Genomic DNA, 21,282 nt, shown 5'->3' with positions numbered 1-21,282 from the left:
AAGGCCTGGTCCATCGGACCGGCTTCCGGGTACGGTCCGATTCTCAGGGCAGATGGGGCGGAGCGGCAACGATGAAATGATGAACGGCGCCCGAAAGCCAACGTTCTGCCAGATATATTCCACCGCCGTGCGGGTGTCAGTCGGGCGGCGCCAGATCGTGATCCGGGGCGCCCGAAGGCCTCTGCGCAGCATCTCGAGCAACATCCGCCTCTCCTTCCCCGATCGATGCGTCTTGCGGTCGCGGTCGTTCCGGCGATCGCCTCCGTTGCTCCATTCGAGTGATGGTTGTCGTCGGGTCTTCCAGGTCCGCGGCCCGCCGCTCTCCACCGTCCCGCCCGCTCTCCACCGTCCGGCCCGTTCCGGGGCCCGCCCGCTCCGGGCCGGTCCTCCTGTCGTGTCGGCCCTCCCCCCTCTCCGGCCCGGTGCCTCAGCCCTGCACGGCCAGTACGAGGGGCAGGACCGCGCTCGCCCCGGCCTTGCGCAGCAGCCGGGCGGCGACGGTGACCGTCCACCCGGAGTCGACCAGGTCGTCCACCAGCAGCACCGGCCCGCCCGCCCCGGCCACCGCGGCCGCCACCTCCGGCGGCAGGACGAGCGCGCCGGCCAGCGAGTGCAGCCGCTGGGCGCTGTTGCTTCGCGCACCGTGCGGGGGCTGTCCGGTCGCGTACTCGAACTGTCCGAGCAGCGGCAGCCGACCGATCTCGGCGATCCGGGCGCCGAGGCTGCCGACCAGTTGCGGCCTGCCGGACGAGGCCATGGTCACCACGCCGACCGGCCGCTCCAGCCGGGCGCCCTCGGTGGTCGCGGGCCCGGCCCAGCCGCCGGGGCCGCGTGCCCAGTCGGCCAGCACCGCGACCAGGGCGTCCACCGCCTCGCCGGGGACGGGAACGTCGGGCGCCTGGTCGGCGAGCAGGGTGCGCAGCCGGTTTCCCCAGCCGATGTCGGACAGCCGCCCGAGGGCCCGGCCGGTCTCGGCCTGCTCGCCCGCCGGGATGCGGCCCTTGAGCGGCACGCCCAGCGCGTCCATGCCGGTGGGCCAGAGCCGGCGCGGCTCGAAGCTCACCCCGGGCCGGCCGAGGGCTGCCCGGGCCGCATTCAGCGCCTCGGCGGACACCTCGGGGGTGTGCAGCGGTCCGGCGCAGTTGTCGCAGCGGCCGCACGGCACGGCCTGCTCGTCGTCGAGCTGCCGCCGCAGGAACTCCATCCGGCATCCGGTGCCCGACGCGTACTCGCGCATGGCCCGCTGCTCGGCCTCGCGGGAGGCCGCGACCTTGGCGTACCGGGCGGTGTCGTACTGCCAGCTCTGCCCGGTGGCGGTCCAGCCGCCCTTGACCCGCCGCACCGCGCCGTCCACGTCGAGGACCTTGAGCATGGTCTCCAAGCGGGCGCGGCGAAGGTCCACCCGGGGCTCGAGGGCGGCGGTGGAGAGCGGCCGGCCGGCCTCGGCGAGCGCGTTGATGGTGCGGCGCACCTGCTCCTCCGGAGGGAAGGCCAGCGAGGCGAAGTAGCGCCAGATCGCCTCGTCCTCGCGCCCGGGCAGCAGCAGTACCTCGGCCCGGTCGACGCCACGGCCTGCCCGGCCCACCTGCTGGTAGTAGGCGATGGGCGAGCTCGGCGAGCCCAGGTGGACCACGAAGCCGAGGTCGGGCTTGTCGAAGCCCATGCCGAGCGCGGAGGTGGCGACCAGGGCCTTGACCCGGTTGGCCAGCAGGTCCGCCTCGGCGGTCCGGCGCTCGGCGTCCTCGGTGCGGCCCGAGTACGAGGCCACCGCGAAGCCCCGCTCGCGCAGGAAGGCCGTGACCTCGTCGGCGGCGGCGACCGTCAGGGTGTAGACGATGCCGGAGCCGGGCAGCCGGTCGAGGTGGTCGGCCAGCCAGGCCAGGCGGTGCGCCGGATCGGGGAGGGCGAGCACGCCGAGGGTGAGGCTCTCGCGGTCGAGCGGCCCGCGCAGCACCAGGGCGTGCGCGTCGGTGGCACCGGTGCCCAGCTGCTCGGCGACGTCGGCGGTGACCCGGGCGTTGGCCGTGGCGGTGGTGGCCAGCACCGGGACGCCCGGCGAGAGGTCGGCGAGCATGGTGCGGAGCCGCCGGTAGTCGGGGCGGAAGTCGTGGCCCCAGTCGGAGATGCAGTGGGCCTCGTCGACCACCAGGAGGCCGGTGGAGGCGGCGAGCTTGGGCAGCACCTGGTCGCGGAAGTCGGGGTTGTTCAGCCGCTCGGGGCTGACCAGCAGGATGTCCACCGCCCCGGCCGCGACCTCGGCCTGGATCGCGTCCCACTCGTCGGTGTTGGCCGAGTTGATGGTGCGGGCGTGGATACCGGCCCGGGCCGCCGACTCCACCTGGTTGCGCATCAGGGCGAGCAGGGGGGAGACGATCACCGTCGGCCCGGCACCGCGGGCGCGCAGCAGGGCGGTGGCGATGAAGTAGACCGCGGACTTGCCCCAGCCGGTGCGCTGCACCACGAGGGCCCGCCGGTGGTCGACGACCAGGGCCTCGATGGCCGTCCACTGGTCGTCGCGGAGCGTGGCGGCGGGCCCGGCGAGTTCGCGCAGGACGGCCTCGGCCCGCGCCCGGACCTCGGCGCGGTCGGCGGCCGTGGCGCTGCCGGGGGCGCTACCCGGGGCGGTGCCGGCCGGGCCGGTGCCGGACGTGGCGGTGTCGTCGGTGGCGCTGGTGTGGGTCTGCGGCTGCTGCATGCCGTCCATGTAACCCCGAGGTGCCGACAATGGGCGAACGGCGGCCGTGCACGGGCGGGTGGAGTCCGGGTGCATTTCATCCGCTCTTCCGCTGAACGGCCGTCAAATATCGCTCGGGAGGGTGGGCCTGGCTGCCCCGAACGGGGGACGTTTTATCCACAGGCGGGGTTTATCCACAGGAAAAAAGAAAAATCCGGAGGCCTTCGCGAATTGCGGCAATCTTCCGGCCATGAACAACGAACGCATCACGCTTCCCTTCGGCCACTCCCCGGGAACCCGGCCGGTCACCATGCGGGGCCCGGCCGACATGGCCGAGCTGCTGCCCTACCTGCTCGGCTTCTTCCCCGACGACAGCATCGTCGCCGTCGGTCTCCAGGGGCTGGAGCTCCACCAGGGCGGGGTGATCCGACTGGACATCCCGGAGTCGCCGGCGCAGTGGGCGGCCGCCGCCGACGAGACGGCCGCCCTGCTCGTCGGCCTGTCCGAGCAGCGGGACCGCCGCCCGGCCCAGGTGCTCCTCTACCTCTGCCAGGATCCCGTCGGCGAGCACGGCCCGCCCGTGCTCGCCCGGCTCGGACCGCTCGCCGCGGAGCTGCGGGCGGCCTTCGAGAGCAGGGGAGTACCGGTGAAGGAGTCGCTCTGCGTCTCCGCCGGGCGCTGGTGGTCCTTCCTCTGCCGCCGCGAGGGGTGCTGCGATCCGGGGGGCCATCCGATCCGGCACGCGCCCGGCCCCGGAGCGGCGGCGGCCACCTTCGCCGGTCTCGCGCCGCGCGGCAGCCGCAAGGCGATCGTCGCCGGGCTGGCGCCGATCGGCCCGCCCGGTGCCGACGCGCAGCGACTGGCGCTCGCCCGGGCCACGGACGGCAGGGGCGCCGGGCTCGGGCCTGTGCTCTCCCTGGAGCAGGGCACCGAGCTGCTCGACCGGGCCGTGGCCGAGTTCATGGCCGGCGCCCGCGAGCTCGACGAACACCGGACGGCACAGCTGCTCGTCGCGCTCCAGGACCGGCGCACCCGGGACCGCGCCGCCGAGTACGCGCGGCCCGCCGAGCTCGCTCCCGCCCAGCGGCTCTGGCGGTTCCTCGCCCGGCGCTGCGTGCCGCCCTACACGGGCTACGCCCCGCCCCCGCTCACCCTGCTGGCCTGGGTGTCCTGGGTCGCAGGGGACAGCGCGACGGCCCGGGTCGTGCTCGCCCACGCGCTCCGCCTCGATCCCTCCTACCTGCTGGCCCAGCTGCTCTACGAGTCGCTGAACGGCGGTCTCTCCCCGGACCCGCTGCTGGCGAGGGCGGATGCCGAGCGGCGCCGCCGTGCCGGGGCGGGGGAGGAGGCGGCAGTCCGCCGGGTGCCCGGGTCGGCTCGCGGTGCGGAGCACGAGCCCCAGGGCGGCGCGCCGGGCGATCCGGACCAGGGCTCGGACCAGGGCCCGGGCCGAGGTCCGGGCCGGGGCCCCGACGAACCGCGCGATCCGACCCCCTCGAAGTCCCGACGCCGGCGGGCCCGCCGGGGCCGGTCCGGGTCCGCCGCCCCCGGGGCCTCGGACGCCGTGCCTTCGCACGGGTCGGCGGACCGGGCGGAGGGCCCGCCCGACGGCCCGGTCGCACAACTGCGACAGCGGACGGACCGCCTGGCCGGTTGCCGGCCGTCCGCGCAGCCGCGCGCCCCGCGCAAGCTGCGGCTGGGCCGCGCCTCGCCCTGGGCTCCCGCCGCACCGACCGGCAGGCGCGGCCGGTGCCGGGGCGTCCGGGGCCCGGCGATCGGATCGCGGCATGCGGAGTGACACCGTCGGCGGCGGACTCCTCCTGCCGCGTCTCCCCGCCGGCCGCGGGGCGATGGCCCCGCCCGGCCGGCGGAGGCCCGGGGAAGGCCACCGGCCGGCTCCGTGCCGCCGCCCGTCCCGCGCTGGTGCACGCAGACCCGTGGTGTGCCGGCAGGCCACGACCGGACCGGTCAATGCCCGGCCGGCTACGCCTCGCCGTGGGCCATCGCGATCAGGCGGTCGAGTACCTTGCCGCCGCTCACCCGCAGGCCGTCGTGCTCCCACTCGTTGGTGATCCACGTCCGCAGGCCGCGCACGGCGAGGGCGGTCGCCAGCGAGTCGGCGGTGTCGACGTACATGTCGTCGTGGTAGACCGCCGCGACCACCGGAACCTCGTTGGCGGCCAGCCGCGCCGGGTCGTACAGGTCGGCCCAGTCGGTGCGGGCGGCGAGCAGCTCGGCGGTCTCCTTCAGCGGCCGCAGCGCCGGGTCGGTGTCGAACATCCAGGGGTAGATCATCTCCCCGGTGAACAGCACCGGCGCCCCGGACTCCAGCGCGGCCAGGGCGTCGAACTCCGGGAACTCCTTGCGGACGCGCTCGGCCGACCACGCGGTCCCGGCCGGGTCGACCGACCGCTGCCCGTAGATCGACTCGTGCAGCACGGCGTACAGCGGCCCCTCGGAGAAGGAGAGCTTCGCCTGCACGCCGGCCAGGAACGTGTCGGACAGCTCGGGCCCGGCCGCCCCCTCCACCCACGCCTCCTCCAGGAGGTAGTGCAGGCTGCCGGAACCGCTGCCGCCGCCCAGCACAATCCCGAGGGCCTGGAACGCCTGGACGGTGAGGAGCCCGCCACCGGGCAGCGTCGCGGGCGAGGCGGCCAGGTGCGCGGCGATCCGCCGCACGGCCTCGACGTCCTGCGGGAAGCGGGCGTAGTGCCCCTCGTTCTTGGCGACGACCCGCGGGTACGCGGCCCGGTAGACGTCGTCGGCCGAGCTGTGCAGGCCGGCCAGGCCACCGGTGATGAACGCCTCGTGCAGGCCCTCGGGCGCGATCGAGAGGTAGGTGAGGGTGCAGAAGCCGCCGAAGCTCTGCCCGAGCACGCTCCAGCTCCGGTCGTCGCCGAGCAGCCGGCGGCGGATCAGCTCGGCGTCCCGCACGATCGAGTCCGCGCGGAAGTGCGCCAGGTAGTCCGCCTGCTGCCGGGCGCCGCCGCGCCGGGCGAGGGTCTGCCGGTTCGCGGGCGTGGACCGGCCGGTGCCGCGCTGGTCGAGCAGGAGCACCCGGTAGTCGTCGAGGGCGCGCTCAAGCCAGCCGTCGCGGCCGAGCGGGCGTCCGGCCTTGCCACCGGGCCCGCCCTGGAGGAAGAGCAGCCAGGGCAGGTCGTCCCTCTCGCGGCCCGGGGCCACCACCTCGCGGGCGTACACCTCGATCTGCTCGCCCTGCGGGGCGGCGTGGTCGAGGGGCAGCTGGAAGACGTGGTCGGTCGTGACGATCCCGGGCAGCCGGCTGGCGGTGGACATACAACTCCTCGGTATGTGCAGGTCACAGCGGTCGTGTCGCCGTCCACGGTGTTGCCGGTGCGGGCGCCGCGACCCCCGCACCGTATCCTGACGGCGTTCGGGCACCGGCTCGGCGGTTGCCCTCCTCGGCCACCCGCCTGCTGCGCCGTCCGCGGGCCGTGCACTGCGACCCCGGCGGTCGTGTCCGACCGGAACGACGCCCGAACGACGCCATGGCAGCACCGGCACGACCACCCGGAACCACGGTCGGGAGCTCCGAACCGGTGCGCCGGGCGTTACCTGCGACCGGTCGGTGGCGTTCACCCCGGGGGCACTTCGTCCGGAAGGCCTCCGGATCCGGAGACGGACCGAGCTGCGGTGGGCCCGGAGCCGGGTCCGTCAAAGCGCCGACGGCCGACCGGGCGAGCCGGCACACCGAGGAAGCGGCATGCCCCGCCGCCCGGCGACGGCCGGTCCGGGGCACCGGGCGGGACACGGCGTCACCGGCACCGCCGGCCGCCGGACAAGACGACGCGCGGGCACCTCGGGGTGCCCGGGGCGAGGCGGGGCCGGTACCGGAGCGGTGCCGCGCGCCGCATGGCACGACCCGGCGCCGGGTACGGCCAGGCACGGCACACGCCGACGGGAAACCCCGTCGGCCAGGCACCACAGCACGCGATCGAGCATGCTCGCGGCCCACCGGCCTGACCGGCCACCGGACCGCCGAGGGGAGGAGAGTCCGGTGACCGCCATGAGGCCACCACAGGCGAGGCCGTCACAGGCCGTGCCGGCCGAGACCGTGGCCGGCGCGCCGAGACCCGTCGGCCGCCCCGACCAGGTCCCCGCGGGCGCGCCCGCCGGCCAGGCACGGGCCTCGGCCCCACCGCGTCCGCAGCCCGCAGCCGTCCACCACGCGGTGCTCTGCGTCAACGCGCCCGCGATGGCCGCCTCCGGGCCGGACGGGCAGCTGCGTGGCCACGGTCTCCACGGCTTCTACCGCTCCGGCGTCCGGGTGCTGGCCCGGATGGAGCTGCGGATCGGCGGCATGGAGCCGCTGCCCCTCCAGGGGACGCTGACCACGGCGGCGCAGGCCCGTTTCCTCGGCGCGGTCCGGATCCCCGGCGACCCCGACCCCGACCCGGCGCTCACCGTCGAGCGGCTGCGGCACGCCGACGGCGTCGAGACCGTCACCGTCCGCAACACGGGCAGCCGGCCCGCCCGGCTGCCGCTGGAGATCGCGCTCGGCACCGACCTCGGCCCGGTCGGCGAGATCGCCGCCGGACACCGGTCGCCGGACCTGCCGGGCCAGGTGCAGTCCGCCGGGCTGCGGTGGGTGGGCCCCACCCACAGCGCCGTCGTCAGTGCCAAGCCGTCGCCGCACGCCGTCCTGGCCGGCGCCGGCGTACTGCGCTGGGACCTCGAAGTGCAGCCCGGCGCCCGTTGGTCGGTCGAGCTGCGCACCGAGCTGGAGAGCACCACCCCCGGCCCCCGGCCGCCGGGCGGGCGCGGCACCGGGGTCCCGCTGCCCTGGGCGGAACCGGAGATCCGGAGCGACGACCCCCGGGTCGAGCTGCTGGTACCGCGATCCCTGGACGCCCTCGGGGGCCTGCTGTTCGCGGACCCGGACCGCCCGACCGACCTCTACCCGGCCTCCGGCGCGCCCTGGAGGTTCGGGCTCGCCCCGGCCGACGCGCTGTGGACGGCCCGGATGGTCCTCCCGCTCGGCACCCGGCTGGCCGCCGGCACCCTCCGGGCGCTGGCCCGCCGGCAGCAGCTCGGCCCCGCCGGCGGCCAGGCGGGAACGGCGCAGGGGCCGGGCGGCCAGGGCGGTCCGGGTCAGCCCGGCCGTCGCCCCGAAGGCCTGCTGCCCGGCGCCCTGCGGCACGGCGGGCCCGAGCTGCCGCCCGCCTGCACGGCCACCGAGGCGACGCTCCTCTTCATCACCGTGCTGGCCGAGGCCTGGCGCTGGGGCATGCCCCGGCAGGAGGTCGCCGAGCTGCTCCCGGCCGCCGAGCGCGCGCTCGGCGCCCTCCGTGGCGGCCTGGTCGACGGCTTCGTCACCGACCTGAGCCGCCCGGTCGAGGACCGCGCCGCCCACCCCGTGGCGGCCCGGGCCGAGGTCCAGGCCCAGGCGCACCGGGCCGCCCTGCACGGCGCCGACCTCCTGGAGGCCTTCGACCGTCCCGGCGCCGAGGAGTGGCGCAGCTGGGCGGCCGCACTGCGAGGACGCTTCCGCGACCGGTTCTGGGTCGACGACCTCTCCGGTGGGCGCCCGGCGGCCGCCCTCGGACCGGGCGGCCAGCCACTGCCCGCGGTCGCCTCCTCCCTCGTCCACCTCCTCGACCCGGGGCTCTCCGCCGAGGGCGGGCGGCACGAGAGCCTGCTGGAGCGCGAGCAGACCAGGCTGCTCGCCCAGCGCCTGGCCGCGCCCGAACTGGACAGCGGCTGGGGCCTGCGCACCCTCAGCGCCAAGTCGCCCCGGTTCAACCCGCTCGGCCACCGCAGCGGAGCGGTGCGCGTTCACGACACCGCCCTCGCGATCGCCGGGCTGGCCGAGGCCGGCCACGAGAACGAGGCCGGGGCCCTGCTGGAGGGCCTGCTCGGCGCAGCCGCCCACTTCGAGGGGCGGCTGCCGGAGATGTACGCGGGGGAGCAGCGAACGCCCGGCTGCCCGCCGGTGCCGCACCCGGCGGCCTGCCGCCCCGCGGCGGTCTCGGCGGCCGGCGCGGTGCACGCGGTGTTCGCGCTCGCCGGGGTCCGTCCGGACGTCCCGGGCGGGCGGGTGCTGGTCCGCCCGGCCAGCACCGCGCCGCTCGGTGAGCTGCAGCTGACCGGCCTGCGCGTCGCGGGTGAGCCGTTCTCGGTCCGGGTGAGCCGGATCGGCGTGGCGATGGTCGAGGAGGCGTCCGCGGAGCTGCAGCTGGTCGCCCGCTGACGCCACCGCCACCAGGCGGGCGGCACCCGTGGCGGGCGGCTGCCGGGTCGGCCTCGGCCTGTCCCGCGGCCTGTCCCGTGCGGGCGGGGGCGGGTCCCGGCCGGACCCGCTCCCCGGGGCACCCCGGCCGGCCACGGGGCCCGCCTCGGCCGGCCACCGGGCCCGCCGGGTCCGGACCCGTCCCCGGCCCGGGGCCGGTCCCGCCCGGTTCCGCCCGGACCGGCGCCGGTCCTTCCGTCGCGCGGTCACGGCACGGTCCGTGCACGGGCCTGTGCTTATCGTCAGAGAGACGACTATGATCGTCGCCATGTCGCGTTATGACCCGTCGGCCTTCCCCCCGTTCGCTGTCACGGTTGACCTGGTGGTGCTGACGGTGCGGGACCACGCGCTGTGTGCCTTGCTGGTCCGACGGGGCGAGCCCCCCTTCCAGGGCTACTGGGCGCTGCCCGGTGGCTTCGTCCGTCCGGACGAGGGCCTGGCCGAGGCGGCCTCCCGGGAGCTGGCGGAGGAGACCGGCCTCCGTGCCTACTCCGCCCCCGGTCACGACGCGGCGACCCCCGGCACGGCCGGCGCCCACCTGGAGCAGCTCGCGACCTACGGTCACCCGCAGCGTGACCCCCGGATGCGGGTGGTCAGCGTCGCGTACCTGGTCCTGGCCCCGGACCTGCCGACCCCGCGCGCCGGCGGCGACGCCAGCAGCGCCCGCTGGGCGCCCGTCACCGAACTGCTCGGAAAGAACCCGGCGGACGAGGTCCCGCTCGCCTTCGACCACGGGCTGATCCTTGCCGACGGCGTCGAGCGCGCCCGTTCCAAGATCGAGTACTCCTCGCTGGCCACCGCCTTCTGCTCGCCGGAGTTCACCGTCGGCGAGCTGCGCCGCGTCTACGAGGCCGTGTGGGGCGTGGTGCTGGACCCCCGGAACTTCCATCGCAAGGTCACCGGCACCCCCGGCTTCCTGCTGCCCTCCGGCGGCACGACGACACGTCAGGGTGGCCGCCCGGCCCAGCTGTTCACCGCCGGCGGGGCGACCGTGCTCAACCCGCCGATGCTGCGCCCGGACTCCTGAGCGGGGCGGCGAGACGGCTCGGGGGGTCTTTCCCCCGTCGGCCGACGGCCCGTCGCAGGATCGGATTGTCCCCTGATCGGGTGAGGTGTGTGGCCCCCGGGCCCGCGCCGCTCCCGTAATGCCCGGAATCGCCACGGTGGCCCCCTAATGTGCTGGCGCGGGGTCGCGCGGGCGCGGCCCCGCGTCACGCAGGGACGCAGGTCGGCCGAGGGCATGGGAGCAGCCAGCGATGATCCAGATCACCGGACTGACCAAGGTCTACCGCAGAGGCGGGCCGCCAGCGGTGCTCGATCTGACCTTCGACGCCCGCCCGGGAGTGGTGACGGCGTTGCTCGGCCCCGAGGACGCCGGCAAGTCCACTGCACTGCGGCTGATGCTCGAACTCGAACGCGGCCGGGGCGTCACGCTCTTCGGAGGCCGCACCTACCGCCGACTGCGGCGCCCTGAGCGCGAGGTCGGCGTGCTGCTGCCCGGTCCGGGCGGAGCCGAGGGGTCCGTCGCGGGGCACCCGGGCCGAAAGGCGCACAGCCACCTGCGGATGCTGGCGGCGGCCGTCGGAGCCCCCGCCCGGCGGGCCGACGAGCTGCTGGAGCAGACCCGGCTCGCCACCGTCGCCGGGCAGCGGCTCCGCACCTTCTCGCCCGGCATGCACCGTCGGCTGGCGCTCGCCACCGCCTTGCTCGGAGACCCGGGGACCCTCCTCCTCGACGCTCCCACCGAGGGCCTGTCGCCGCGCAACGTGGAGTGGTTCCACTCCTTCCTGCGCTCGTTCGGCGTGGCGGGCGGGACGGTCCTGGTGACCACCCGCACCCCGCAGGAGGCCGCCCAGCTCGCGGACCGGGTGATCACGCTCGACCAGGGCCGGATGGTGGCCGACCAGCCGGTGGCGGAGTTCCGCCGGACCCGGCTCAGCCCCGAGGTGGCGGTGCGCGGGCCGCAGATGGCCCGTCTCGCCGATCTCCTGGCCGGCCAGGGCGCGCAGGTGAGACGGGACGGCGGGGCGGGCCTCGCGGTGTCGGGGATCGGCCGTACCGAGATCGGTGAACTCGCCTACCAGCACGGCATCCTGCTGCACGAACTCGCCGACAGGGTGGTGGAGCAGCCCGCGCCCCGCGCCACGCTGCCCGTGTCCTCGGGCCGCTCCGGTCGCCTCCACGTCCAGGCGGCGGACGGCCGTCCTCCGGCCGATTCCGTGTCCGACCGTCCGGTCGGGAAGCGCCCGGTGAAGGCCCGCCGGGCGGCCGACAAGCAGATGGCGGGTCAGGCGGCGGCCACCCGGGCGATGCGTCCGGCGACCGTGGACCAGGAGCCCGGGCCGGTACCGGAACCGGAGCGGCGGGGCGGACAGGCCCAGGTGCCCCAGCCCAGTGCCGAGACACCGGCCGGCGTCGCGCTCCCCGCCCTCGCACTGCCCGCCACCCCGGGCGCGGTCTCCCCGGGCCCGGTCTCCCCGGGCCCGGCCACCCCCGTCGGCAGCACCTCCGCCGACAACCCCGACAGCCCCGACAGCGCCTCCGCCGCGACCGCACTGTCGGTGGTGGCCCGGATGGCCCGGATGACCCGGATGACCCAGACCACCCCGCCCACCGGGCGCGAGACCCCGGGCCAGGACGACCAGGACGACCAGGGCGACCTGGGCGACCTGGGCGACCTGGCCGGCCTTCTGGAGCCCTCCCCGACCGTCGCCGTGGACCGTCTCTTCCGGGACGGCCTCAACGGGCTGGTCCGGTCGGGCGGCGGCGGCCAGGCCGGCGCCGAGCCCCGTGACCGGCGCGAGGAGTCCGCCGCCGCAGGGGACCTGCTGACCGCCGACACCATCCGCCTCGGCCGTCTGGACCCGGCAACCGCCCCCGCACGCATGCCCGCCCCCACGTCCGACCCCGCCCCTGCACCCGCACCCACCCCCACCCCCACCCCCACCGACACCCCCGCCCAGACGCCCACCCCCGACCACCGGAGCGAGTGAACCGTGCGTGCCCTGGCCTACGAGCTGCGCCGGCTGCGCGGCCTCCGTTCCACCTGGTTGCTCCTCGCCACGGTGCTGCTCTGCGACGCCGTCGTGGCCGCCGTGCTGGCCGCGCAGGCGCCGGCGGGTGCGCTGGCCGGTCCGGCCGGCGTCCGGCTGCTCACGGCGACCGTCCCGCTGATCCCGCTGCCGTTCGTGGCGCTCGGCGCCGGTGTGCTGGGCGCGCTCTCGTACGGGCACGAGGTGCGCCACCCGGGGCTGCCCGCCTCGCAGGTGTCGTACCTGCGCCGGGTGCGGCTGCTGCTGGCCAAGCTGGTGGTGATCGCCCCGGTGGCGGGGTTGCTGGCGGTGGCCACGCTGCTGGTCGACGTGGTGGCCGTGCACCTCGCCCTGCCGGCGGGGGTGGCGGTGGCCGCCTGGTCGGACCCGGCGGCGCTCTCGGACCGGGTGTCCGAGGCGTTCTCCTCGGCGGGCCTGACCGGGTTCGCCGACCTCCCGGGGGCGCTGGCCCCGGCGGCGCTCGTGGCCGGTCACGGGGTGCCGGCCGCCCTGCTGGCCTTCGTCGGACTGGTGGTCGTGGCGGGCTGGACGGGCGTGCTGACGGCCTCGCTGACCCGCAGCGCCGTCGCCGGTGTGCTGCTGCTCTGCGCGCTGCCGCCGCTGCTGGAGTCCGCGGTGGCGCTGCTGCTGCGGCAGACGGGGACGGCCTGGCCGACCCGCGCGGCGGAGCTGCTGCCGTTCCAGTCCGGCATCGAGTGGGCGTACGGATGGGTGTACGGCGGGGACCGCCGGGTTGCGGCGGGCGGGTCGGCACTGACCGATCCCGCGCTGCTGGCGGCGGTGGCGGCGCCCGCGGCGGTGCTACTGCTCGCCGCCCTCCTGGTCCAGGCGCGTCGCCGCGCGCTCTGAGCCCCTCCGGAACGTCCCGCCCCGGCCGCCCCGCCGGGGCGGGGCCGTTGCTGACGGTCTGCCAAGATCGACCAGCTGTGACCGTAATGAGCGGTTCTTCCTGATAAGAAGTCAATTATCCAGTCACGGTCGATCACCCTTTCGTGTGCTTTTCACGAGAATCCTCAAGCTGGGCCCGCCGATCGCCGACAAAGGACCTGTGAGTACCCTTGCGCACCCCACCATGACCCCCGCCCGTTCCGCCGACGGGGCCGTCCCCGGCTCCGGCGACCTGGACCGCTTCTCGTACGCCGACCGGCCGATCCCGCCGGCGCCCCGCTGGGAGGGCGCCGAGTCGGACCTGGCCCGGGTCGGCCGCAAGACCACCAGCAGCCGCGGCCGCGGCCTGCACGGCCAGCTGGTGCAGCAGCTCGGCCAGATGATCGTCTCGGGTGACCTCGGTGCCGACCGCCCGCTCGTCCCCGAGGAGATCGGCCAGCGGTTCGAGGTCTCCCGCACCGTGGTCCGCGAGTCGCTGCGCGTGCTGGAGGCCAAGGGCCTGGTCAGCGCCCGGCCGAACGTCGGCACCCGGGTCCGCCCGGTCGGCGACTGGAACCTGCTCGACCCGGACATCATCGAGTGGCGCGCCTTCGGCCCGCAGCGCGACGAGCAGCGCCGGGAGCTGTTCGAGCTCCGCTGGGCGATCGAGCCGCTGGCCGCCCGGCTCGCCGCCGGCCACGGCCGGGAGGACGTCCAGCAGCGGCTGGTCGAGCTGATCGAGATCATGGGCCACGCCGCCGCCCAGGCCGACCTGGCCACCTTCTCGCGGGCCGACGCCGAGCTGCACGTCCTCGTCCTGCAGATGGCCGGCAACCGGATGCTGGAGCACCTCTCCGGGATCGTCTCCGGTGCGCTCCAGGTGTCCGGCGGTCCGGCCACCTCCTGCGAGCGGCCCTCCGAGGCCTCGGTCGGCCTGCACGCCCGGCTGGTCGACGCGCTCGGCACCGGCGACGGCACGGCGGGCGAGGCCGCGATGCGGGCACTGCTCACCGTCCACCCGGAGATCGAGCCGTCCGTCCCGGCCCCCCGGGAGCACTGAGCCGCCCCACCTGGCGACCGAGCGACCCCGGCGAACCCATGGCCCTCCGGCTGCACCCCACGGCGCGGTCGGAGGGCCCTTCCGTGCCGGGTCGCACACCCGCCCGCCCGGCCCTCCGGACTCCCGCCACGCCGACATGTCCTGCCCATGCCAACCGACTTCGGCGCGAGTGCGCGATGATGGAAGCCGGCCCCGGGTCGCGGGCGCCGAACGGTGTGACCCGCGACACGAAGGCCATGCGTAACACTTGACGAGTAGCAGCGATGTCTCCAGAGCGGAAGCAGCTCCGGAATACCCCAACATGTCAGAATGCTGTGTTGGTCTGCGGCGCTGCTGCCGTCCTGCAAACCCAGTCCTCAAGCCCGAGTCGGTCGGAATCGACACCGCGTGCCTGACGCGCGATTTCCTTCCCCGCCCGCTCGGGCGGCCGGTACGGGTTCGAGTCCACTCATCGTCCGAGAGGTTGTTCGTGTCGGCCAGCACATCCCGTTCACTTCCCCCCGAGATCGCCGAGTCCGCGGCTCTGCTGGCGCTCATCGAGCGGGGCAAGGCCCAGGGGCAGATCGCCGGTGACGACGTGCGCCAGGCGTTCGAGGCGGACCAGATCCCGGTCACCAAGTGGAAGAACGTCATGCGCAGCCTCAACCAGGTGCTGATTGAGGAGGGGGTGGATCTCATGGTCAGCGCGGCCGAACCGGCCGGCGCCAAGCGCAAGAGCGTCGCTGCCAAGAGCCCCACCAAGCGCACCGCCACCAAGGCGGTCACCACCCGGAACCCGGCTGCCCCCGCCGCCCCGACCAAGCCGCCCGTGCGGATCGCGCCCGGTGCCCCCGTCGCCGCTCCGGCGGTCGTGGCCGCCGCGGCCTCGGTCAGCACGGTGTCCGCCGACATCACCGCCGGGGAGACGACCACGGTCGTCACCGAGGTGAAGGCGGCCGTGGCGAAGAAGGCGGCCCCCGCCAAGAAGGCCGCGGCCAAGAAGACCGCCGCCCCTGCCAAGAAGACCGCCGCCAAGAAGACCGCCTCCGGCAAGGCGGGCAAGGGCGACGAGGAGCTCATCGGCGAGGAGGAGCTGCTCGAGGACGTCGCCCTGCCCGGCGACAAGGCGGGCGAGGAGGCCGAGCCCGAGGAGGAGTCGCAGGGCTTCGTGCTCTCCGACGACGACGAGGACGACGCCCCGGCCCAGCAGGTCGCCGTCGCCGGTGCCACCGCGGACCCGGTCAAGGACTACCTGAAGCAGATCGGCAAGGTCCCGCTGCTCAACGCCGAGCAGGAGGTCGAGCTCGCCAAGCGCATCGAGGCCGGCCTGTTCGCCGAGGACAAGCTCTCGGCCGCCGACAAGCTGGCCCCCAAGCTCAAGCGCGAGCTGGAGATCATCGCCGAGGACGGCCGCCGCGCCAAGAACCACCTGCTGGAGGCCAACCTCCGCCTCGTGGTCTCGCTGGCCAAGCGCTACACCGGCCGCGGCATGCTCTTCCTGGACCTGATCCAGGAGGGCAACCTCGGTCTGATCCGTGCGGTCGAGAAGTTCGACTACACCAAGGGCTACAAGTTCTCCACGTACGCCACGTGGTGGATCCGCCAGGCGATCACCCGCGCGATGGCCGACCAGGCCCGCACCATCCGCATCCCGGTGCACATGGTCGAGGTCATCAACAAGCTGGCCCGCGTCCAGCGCCAGATGCTCCAGGACCTGGGCCGCGAGCCCACCCCGGAGGAGCTGGCCAAGGAACTCGACATGACCCCCGAGAAGGTCATCGAGGTCCAGAAGTACGGCCGCGAGCCCATCTCGCTGCACACCCCGCTGGGCGAGGACGGCGACAGCGAGTTCGGTGACCTGATCGAGGACTCCGAGGCGGTCGTGCCGGCCGACGCGGTCTCCTTCACCCTGCTCCAGGAGCAGCTGCACTCGGTGCTGGACACCCTGTCCGAGCGCGAGGCGGGCGTGGTGTCGATGCGCTTCGGCCTGACGGACGGTCAGCCGAAGACGCTGGACGAGATCGGCAAGGTTTACGGGGTCACCCGTGAGCGCATCCGCCAGATCGAGTCCAAGACCATGTCGAAGCTGCGCCACCCGTCGCGCTCCCAGGTGCTGCGCGACTACCTGGACTGATCGGCAGGATCCGGGGCGGAAGCCCTGCGGAAGAGGCCCGGAGCACACCGCTCCGGGCCTCTTCGCGTGCCCGCCGGGCCCACCGTCCTGCCGGGCGCCGCAGGAAAGCCCGCCCGAAACCCTGCCCGAGCGCCCTGAATCCCGTCCGGATCCCGTCCGAAGCCTGCCCTGGCGCCGTCTGCAACCCGTCCCGGCCCTGCGGGAAACCCCGCCCTGGCCGCCCTGGCCCTGCCGGACTCCCGCCCTGGCCCTGCCCGGAGCCCGGAAGTGCACCTCCGGGCTCCCTCCGCAAGCCGGGGGCCGGGTGCGTCAGCGTCCGGGTGGCGGTTGTCGCTCGTCCGGGTGGCGGCGCGGCGGGAACCGGTCGCAGGGCGTAGTCGATCACCTACGCTGTGCCGGTTGCCTGCTGCCGAGCCAACTGGAGACACGGTGCTGCCCAACCCGGACCGCGCGGATCTGTCGACCGCCGCCCCGACACCGGCACGCCCGGGCGCCCGGTTGGTGCGCCACCGGGCCGCCGTGCTGGCCCTGCTCGCGGCGCTGCCCGCGCCGCTGGTCGCGTTGGGCCCGGCGGCCGCTCCGGCCCGGGCCCAGGGCCGGATCGTCGGCGGGGCCGTCGCGACCACCGCCGACCACCCGTGGATGGTGGCGCTGGCCAGCCGCCAGCAGTTCGGCACCGGCCGGTCCGGGCAGTTCTGCGGTGGCGCGCTGGTCACCCCGACCAAGGTGGTGACGGCGGCGCACTGCTTCTACGACGAGGCCAAGGGCCAGCGGGTGGACCGGCCGGGCCTCAAGGTGCTGGTCGGACGGGACGATCTGCGCGGCTCGGTCGGCCGTGAGGTGGGCGTCCAGTCGGTCTGGATCCACCCCGACTACGCCTTCGCCGCCAACATGAACGACGTGGCGGTGGTCACGCTCACCGAGTCGCAGGGCGCCAGGCCGGTGATCGACCTGGTGGGCCAGGGCGAGACCGAGCCGTACCAGCCGGGGACCAGGGCACAGGTCTACGGCTGGGGGGACACCGCCGGGACGGGGAACTACTCACCGGTGCTGCGCGGCGTCGACGTGCCGATCATCCCGGACCAGACCTGCGCGCAGGCCTACCCGGGCGGGCCGGACGGGCGGTTCGACGCCCGTGGCATGGTCTGCGCGGCGGAGGAGAAGGGCGGCAAGGACGCCTGCCAGGGGGACAGCGGGGGCCCGCTGGTCGTCGCGGGCCGGCTGGCCGGGCTGGTCTCCTGGGGCACGGGCTGCGCGGAGGCGGCACACCCGGGCGTCTACACCAGGATCGGCTCGGTCTCGGACGCGGTGCGCTCCGTACTGTAGTTGCCTGGTCACTTTCTGACGCCGCGTCGCCGGGCCGGGCGGGAGCACCGGTGACGGCGTGACCACCGGGAGCGGTGGGCACAGAACAGCAGAGCCGGGCGACCGGCCCCGGAAAGGGGGCCCGTCGCCCGGCTCACCGGTCGCGCGCGGTGCGCGGCCGGACACAGCTCGTCGCTGGTTGCTGCTGTGGCGCCTGGACTCAGCGCTCTTCGTCGCTGGCCGTGGCAGTGGTGGTGTTGCTGAGACGGCCGCTCTCGTCCTGTATCTCCACGGCGATCTTCTTGAGCTCGGGCTCGAACTTCCGGCCGTGGTGGGCGCAGAAGAGCAGCTCTCCGCCGCTGGCGAGTACGACGCGCAGGTAGGCCTGGGCGCCGCAGCGGTCGCAGCGGTCAGCCGCGGTGAGCGGGCTCGCAGGTGTCAGAACAGTAGTCACGTCGCCTCTTCTCTAGCTCGACGAGCTGTCGTACCAGGGTCAACATCCAACCAGGCCGAAAACGTTCCCGCTCGTGGCTTTTCTTCTTTGAGGATTCTGCTGTGTTGATGAGGACGTGCCCCGGGGGCCGGTGGTTCATGCGTACCGAATCCCAGGATCCGCCTCAGGCTCGAACGCCCGATCGGGATCGGGTGCGAGGTCCGCGTAGCATAATCCTCTGCTGGGTTGGAGCATAAGCCCCGTCTCAGGCCCCGGTAGCCTGCATAACGGCAGTTCCGGAGCCTGCGCCCGGTCCCACGATCCGCCAGGACCGGTGGTACCGGGAGGAGATGGCGCTCCGGCGTCCGTCGTCCGGCGCGGAGCTTGTTCGCGCAGCGCGTACAAGCTGCGCGGGCCCCGCCCGCCGTGCTGCGCACTCGGCGGAAGGGCGCGCACACGCAGGGGAACGGCTGTCGGTGTGGTGTGCTGCACTGGCGGACGGTCCGGCTGCGGCCGGATGCCACCCCGGAACCGGCCGGGCCGGACAGGGCCGGGTCGGATGTGACCGGGCCGGATGTGACCGATGAGACAGAACTTCACCGAGGAGAGTGCCGCGTGAGTGCCGAAACGACCGTGCCGTCCGCACTGCTGGCCGGCGACGACGGTTCCAACTACACCGCTCGGCACCTGCTCGTCCTGGAGGGCCTGGAGGCGGTTCGCAAGCGGCCGGGCATGTACATCGGCTCGACCGACAGCCGCGGCCTGATGCACTGCCTCTGGGAGATCATCGACAACTCCGTCGACGAGGCGCTGGGCGGCCACTGCGACCGGATCGACGTCGTCCTGCACGACGACTCCTCCGTGGAGGTGCGCGACAACGGCCGCGGGATCCCGGTCGACGTGGAGCCCAAGACCGGGCTGTCCGGCGTCGAGGTCGTGATGACCAAGCTGCACGCCGGCGGCAAGTTCGGCGGCGGTTCCTACGCGGCCTCCGGCGGTCTGCACGGCGTCGGCGCCTCCGTCGTCAACGCGCTCTCCGCCCGCCTCGACGTCGAGGTCGACCGCAACGGCCACACCCACGCGATCAGCTTCCGCCGCGGCACCCCCGGCATCTTCACCGAGACCAGCCCGGACGCCCCCTTCGAGCCGGCCAACGGCCTCACCAAGGCCCGCAAGGTCCCCAAGACCCGCACCGGAACCCGGATCCGCTACTGGGCCGACCGGCAGATCTTCCTCAAGGACGCCCGGCTCTCGCTGGAGCACCTGCACAGCCGGGCCCGGCAGACCGCCTTCCTCGTCCCCGGGCTGACCATCGTCGTCCGTGACGAGCGCCTGACCGAGAGCGACAAGGTCGAGGAGTCGACCTTCCGCTACGACGGCGGCATCGCCGAGTTCTGCGAGTTCCTCGCGCCCGACAAGCCGGTCTGCGACGTCCTGCGGCTGCGCGGCGAGGGCACCTTCAAGGAGACCGTCCCCGTCCTGGACGAGCTCGGCCACATGACGCCCACCGAGGTCACCCGCCACCTCGGCGTGGACATCGCGCTGCGCTGGGGCGCCGGCTACGACACCACGCTGCGCTCCTTCGTCAACATCATCGCCACCCCCAAGGGCGGCACCCACATCACCGGCTTCGAGCGCTCGCTCGCCAAGACGGTCAACGAGGCGCTCCGCGCGAGCAAGCTGCTGCGCGTCGCCGAGGACGACATCACCAAGGACGACGCCACCGAGGGCCTCACCGCGGTGGTCACCGTCCGGCTCGCCGAGCCGCAGTTCGAGGGCCAGACCAAGGAGGTGCTGGGCACCTCGGCGGCCAACCGGATCGTCGCCGCCGTGGTCGCCAAGGAGCTCAAGGCCTTCCTGACCTCCGCCAAGAAGGACGAGAAGCTCCAGGCGCGGGCCGTGATGGAGAAGGTCGTCGCCGCAGCCCGCACCCGGGTCGCCGCCCGCCAGCACAAGGAGGCCCAGCGCCGCAAGACCGCGCTGGAGACCAGCTCGCTGCCGGCCAAGCTGGCCGACTGCCGCAGCGACGACGTCGACCGCAGCGAACTCTTCATCGTCGAGGGCGACTCGGCGCTCGGCACCGCCAAGCTGGCCCGCAACTCCGAGTTCCAGGCCCTGCTGCCGATCCGCGGCAAGATCCTCAACGTCCAGAAGGCGTCCGTGAGCGACATGCTCAAGAACGCCGAGTGCGCCGCGATCATCCAGGTGATAGGGGCCGGTTCGGGTCGCACCTTCGACATCGACCAGGCCCGCTACGGCCGGGTCATCTTCATGGCCGACGCCGACGTCGACGGCTCGCACATCCGCTGCCTGCTGCTGACGCTCTTCCAGCGGTACATGCGGCCCATGGTCGAGCAGGGCCGGGTCTTCGCCGCGGTGCCGCCGCTGCACCGGATCGAGCTCGTCAACCCCAAGCGCGGTCAGGAGAAGTACCACTACACCTACTCCGACGCCGAGCTGCGCTCCACCGTGCTGGAGTTCCAGCGCAAGGGCCTGCGCTGGAAGGACCCGGTGCAGCGGTACAAGGGCCTCGGCGAGATGGACGCCGACCAGCTGGCCGAGACGACCATGGACCCGCGCCACCGCACGCTGCGCCGGATCAACCTGGGCGACCTCGAACAGGCCGAGAGGATCTTCGACCTGCTGATGGGCAACGACGTCGCCCCGCGCAAGGAGTTCATCGTGGACTCGGCGGCCACCCTGGACCGCTCGCGCATCGACGCCTGAGTCGTCCGCCCCCGGGCCGTTCGCCCCCGGGCCGTTCGACGTCCGGGCTGTTCGAGGTCCGGGCTGTTCGGCGCCTGAGCGGCCCGTTCCGCGGCGAGGCCCTCCACCCGTGGGTGGAGGGCCTTCGTGCTGGCGGGTCCACCCCCGGTCCACCCCGGCTCCGATCAGCGGACGGCGCCGGATCCGTAGCGTCGGAGAGGTCAGCCAGCCCCTTCCGCCGGAACGGAGAGACCGATGACCGGCCTCGTCAACATCCTCGTGGTCATCGCGGTGATGGCACTGGTGATCGGCCGCCAGATGCAGGCGCGCCGCCTGGAGACCGAACGACGCTTCTGGCTGCTGCCACTGATCCTCGCGGTGGTCGCGCTGCGCGATCCACAGATGATCGACCGTGCTCACCAGGGCGCCGCCGTCGCCCTGCTCGCCGTCTCGCTGCTGCTGGTCCTCGCGATGGGATCCGTCTGGGGCTGGACCGTCCGGCTCTGGAAGGACGCGGACGGCGCGGTCTGGGCGCAGGGCACCCAGGCCACGGCGGCGGCCTGGGCGGGCATGCTCGCCATCCGGATCGGCCTGTTCGGGGCCGGCGCGGCGCTGCACATCCGCCAGAGCGGCAGCGCGCTGCTGCTCGGCCTGGCGGTGCTGCTGCTGGTCAGGACGCTCGTGGTGAACTGGAGGGCGCGGCACCTGGAGCCCGCGTACTACTGACCTCGCCGACCGGCTCCCGGGAGCCGCACCTTCGGGGCCGTTCCTCCCGGGAGCCGTGGGCGCCGGGCCCGGAAACGGCCCGAAAACGGCCCGGA

13 protein-coding genes are annotated in these 21,282 nt (G+C 74.5%); 10 read left to right on the top strand and 3 right to left on the bottom strand.

Features of this window, described 5'->3' with window-relative positions:
* Nucleotides 1-427: 427 nt before the first annotated feature.
* Complete coding sequence (locus J5Y04_RS29220) at nucleotides 428-2,695, bottom strand: RecQ family ATP-dependent DNA helicase (RefSeq protein ID WP_209415409.1); 2,268 nt, start codon at nucleotides 2,693-2,695, stop codon at nucleotides 428-430.
* A 229-nt stretch (nucleotides 2,696-2,924) separates the two neighbouring features.
* On the opposite strand from J5Y04_RS29220, the gene J5Y04_RS29215 reads away from it, so the two are divergent.
* Nucleotides 2,925-4,472, top strand: a complete 1,548-nt coding sequence (locus J5Y04_RS29215; protein ID WP_209415408.1) for a DUF4192 domain-containing protein — start codon at nucleotides 2,925-2,927, stop codon at nucleotides 4,470-4,472.
* Between the two features lie 185 nt (nucleotides 4,473-4,657).
* Here J5Y04_RS29215 and J5Y04_RS29210 read toward each other — a convergent pair whose 3' ends face one another.
* On the bottom strand, nucleotides 4,658-5,971 hold the full coding sequence (locus J5Y04_RS29210) for an alpha/beta fold hydrolase (protein WP_209415407.1): 1,314 nt from the start codon (nucleotides 5,969-5,971) through the stop codon (nucleotides 4,658-4,660).
* 730 nt (nucleotides 5,972-6,701) lie between these two features.
* Between J5Y04_RS29210 and J5Y04_RS29205 the strand changes: the two genes are divergently transcribed.
* The 7 genes from J5Y04_RS29205 to J5Y04_RS29175 all read left to right on the top strand — a co-directional run bounded on the left by J5Y04_RS29205 (nucleotide 6,702) and on the right by J5Y04_RS29175 (nucleotide 17,343).
* Nucleotides 6,702-8,885 (top strand): glycogen debranching N-terminal domain-containing protein, encoded by a 2,184-nt coding sequence (locus tag J5Y04_RS29205; protein WP_209415463.1) that lies wholly within the window; start codon nucleotides 6,702-6,704, stop codon nucleotides 8,883-8,885.
* 307 nt (nucleotides 8,886-9,192) lie between these two features.
* Entirely contained in the window at nucleotides 9,193-9,951 is a 759-nt protein-coding gene (locus tag J5Y04_RS29200) for an NUDIX domain-containing protein (RefSeq protein ID WP_209415406.1), read from the top strand.
* A gap of 229 nt (nucleotides 9,952-10,180) precedes the next feature.
* The gene (locus J5Y04_RS29195; protein ID WP_209415405.1) at nucleotides 10,181-11,917 is read left to right on the top strand and encodes an ATP-binding cassette domain-containing protein; all 1,737 of its coding nucleotides are present in this window, start codon (nucleotides 10,181-10,183) and stop codon (nucleotides 11,915-11,917) included.
* A 3-nt stretch (nucleotides 11,918-11,920) separates the two neighbouring features.
* Nucleotides 11,921-12,826, top strand: coding sequence for a hypothetical protein (locus J5Y04_RS29190; RefSeq protein ID WP_209415404.1), 906 nt, complete (start codon nucleotides 11,921-11,923; stop codon nucleotides 12,824-12,826).
* Between the two features lie 145 nt (nucleotides 12,827-12,971).
* Entirely contained in the window at nucleotides 12,972-13,904 is a 933-nt protein-coding gene (locus J5Y04_RS29185) for a FadR/GntR family transcriptional regulator (RefSeq protein WP_307853357.1), read from the top strand.
* A 469-nt stretch (nucleotides 13,905-14,373) separates the two neighbouring features.
* A complete protein-coding gene (locus tag J5Y04_RS29180; RefSeq protein ID WP_209415402.1) occupies nucleotides 14,374-16,017 on the top strand; it encodes an RNA polymerase sigma factor in 1,644 nt (547 codons plus the stop codon).
* A gap of 519 nt (nucleotides 16,018-16,536) precedes the next feature.
* Nucleotides 16,537-17,343 (top strand): serine protease, encoded by an 807-nt coding sequence (locus J5Y04_RS29175; RefSeq protein WP_209415462.1) that lies wholly within the window; start codon nucleotides 16,537-16,539, stop codon nucleotides 17,341-17,343.
* Between the two features lie 199 nt (nucleotides 17,344-17,542).
* On the opposite strand, the gene J5Y04_RS29170 is transcribed toward J5Y04_RS29175, so the two are convergent.
* Nucleotides 17,543-17,776, bottom strand: a complete 234-nt coding sequence (locus tag J5Y04_RS29170; RefSeq protein ID WP_209415401.1) for a hypothetical protein — start codon at nucleotides 17,774-17,776, stop codon at nucleotides 17,543-17,545.
* A gap of 594 nt (nucleotides 17,777-18,370) precedes the next feature.
* Between J5Y04_RS29170 and J5Y04_RS29165 the strand changes: the two genes are divergently transcribed.
* Complete coding sequence (locus J5Y04_RS29165; RefSeq protein WP_209415400.1) at nucleotides 18,371-20,482, top strand: type IIA DNA topoisomerase subunit B; 2,112 nt, start codon at nucleotides 18,371-18,373, stop codon at nucleotides 20,480-20,482.
* 234 nt (nucleotides 20,483-20,716) lie between these two features.
* Complete coding sequence (locus J5Y04_RS29160; RefSeq protein ID WP_209415399.1) at nucleotides 20,717-21,187, top strand: CcdC protein domain-containing protein; 471 nt, start codon at nucleotides 20,717-20,719, stop codon at nucleotides 21,185-21,187.
* The last annotated feature ends 95 nt before the right edge of the window (nucleotides 21,188-21,282 follow it).

It is taken from the genome of Kitasatospora sp. RG8 (assembly GCF_017813315.1).
Classification (GTDB): Bacteria; Actinomycetota; Actinomycetes; order Streptomycetales; family Streptomycetaceae; genus Kitasatospora.
The sequence above is the reverse complement of the archived record's forward strand: the minus strand, read 5'-3'. Positions and strand labels throughout refer to the sequence as shown.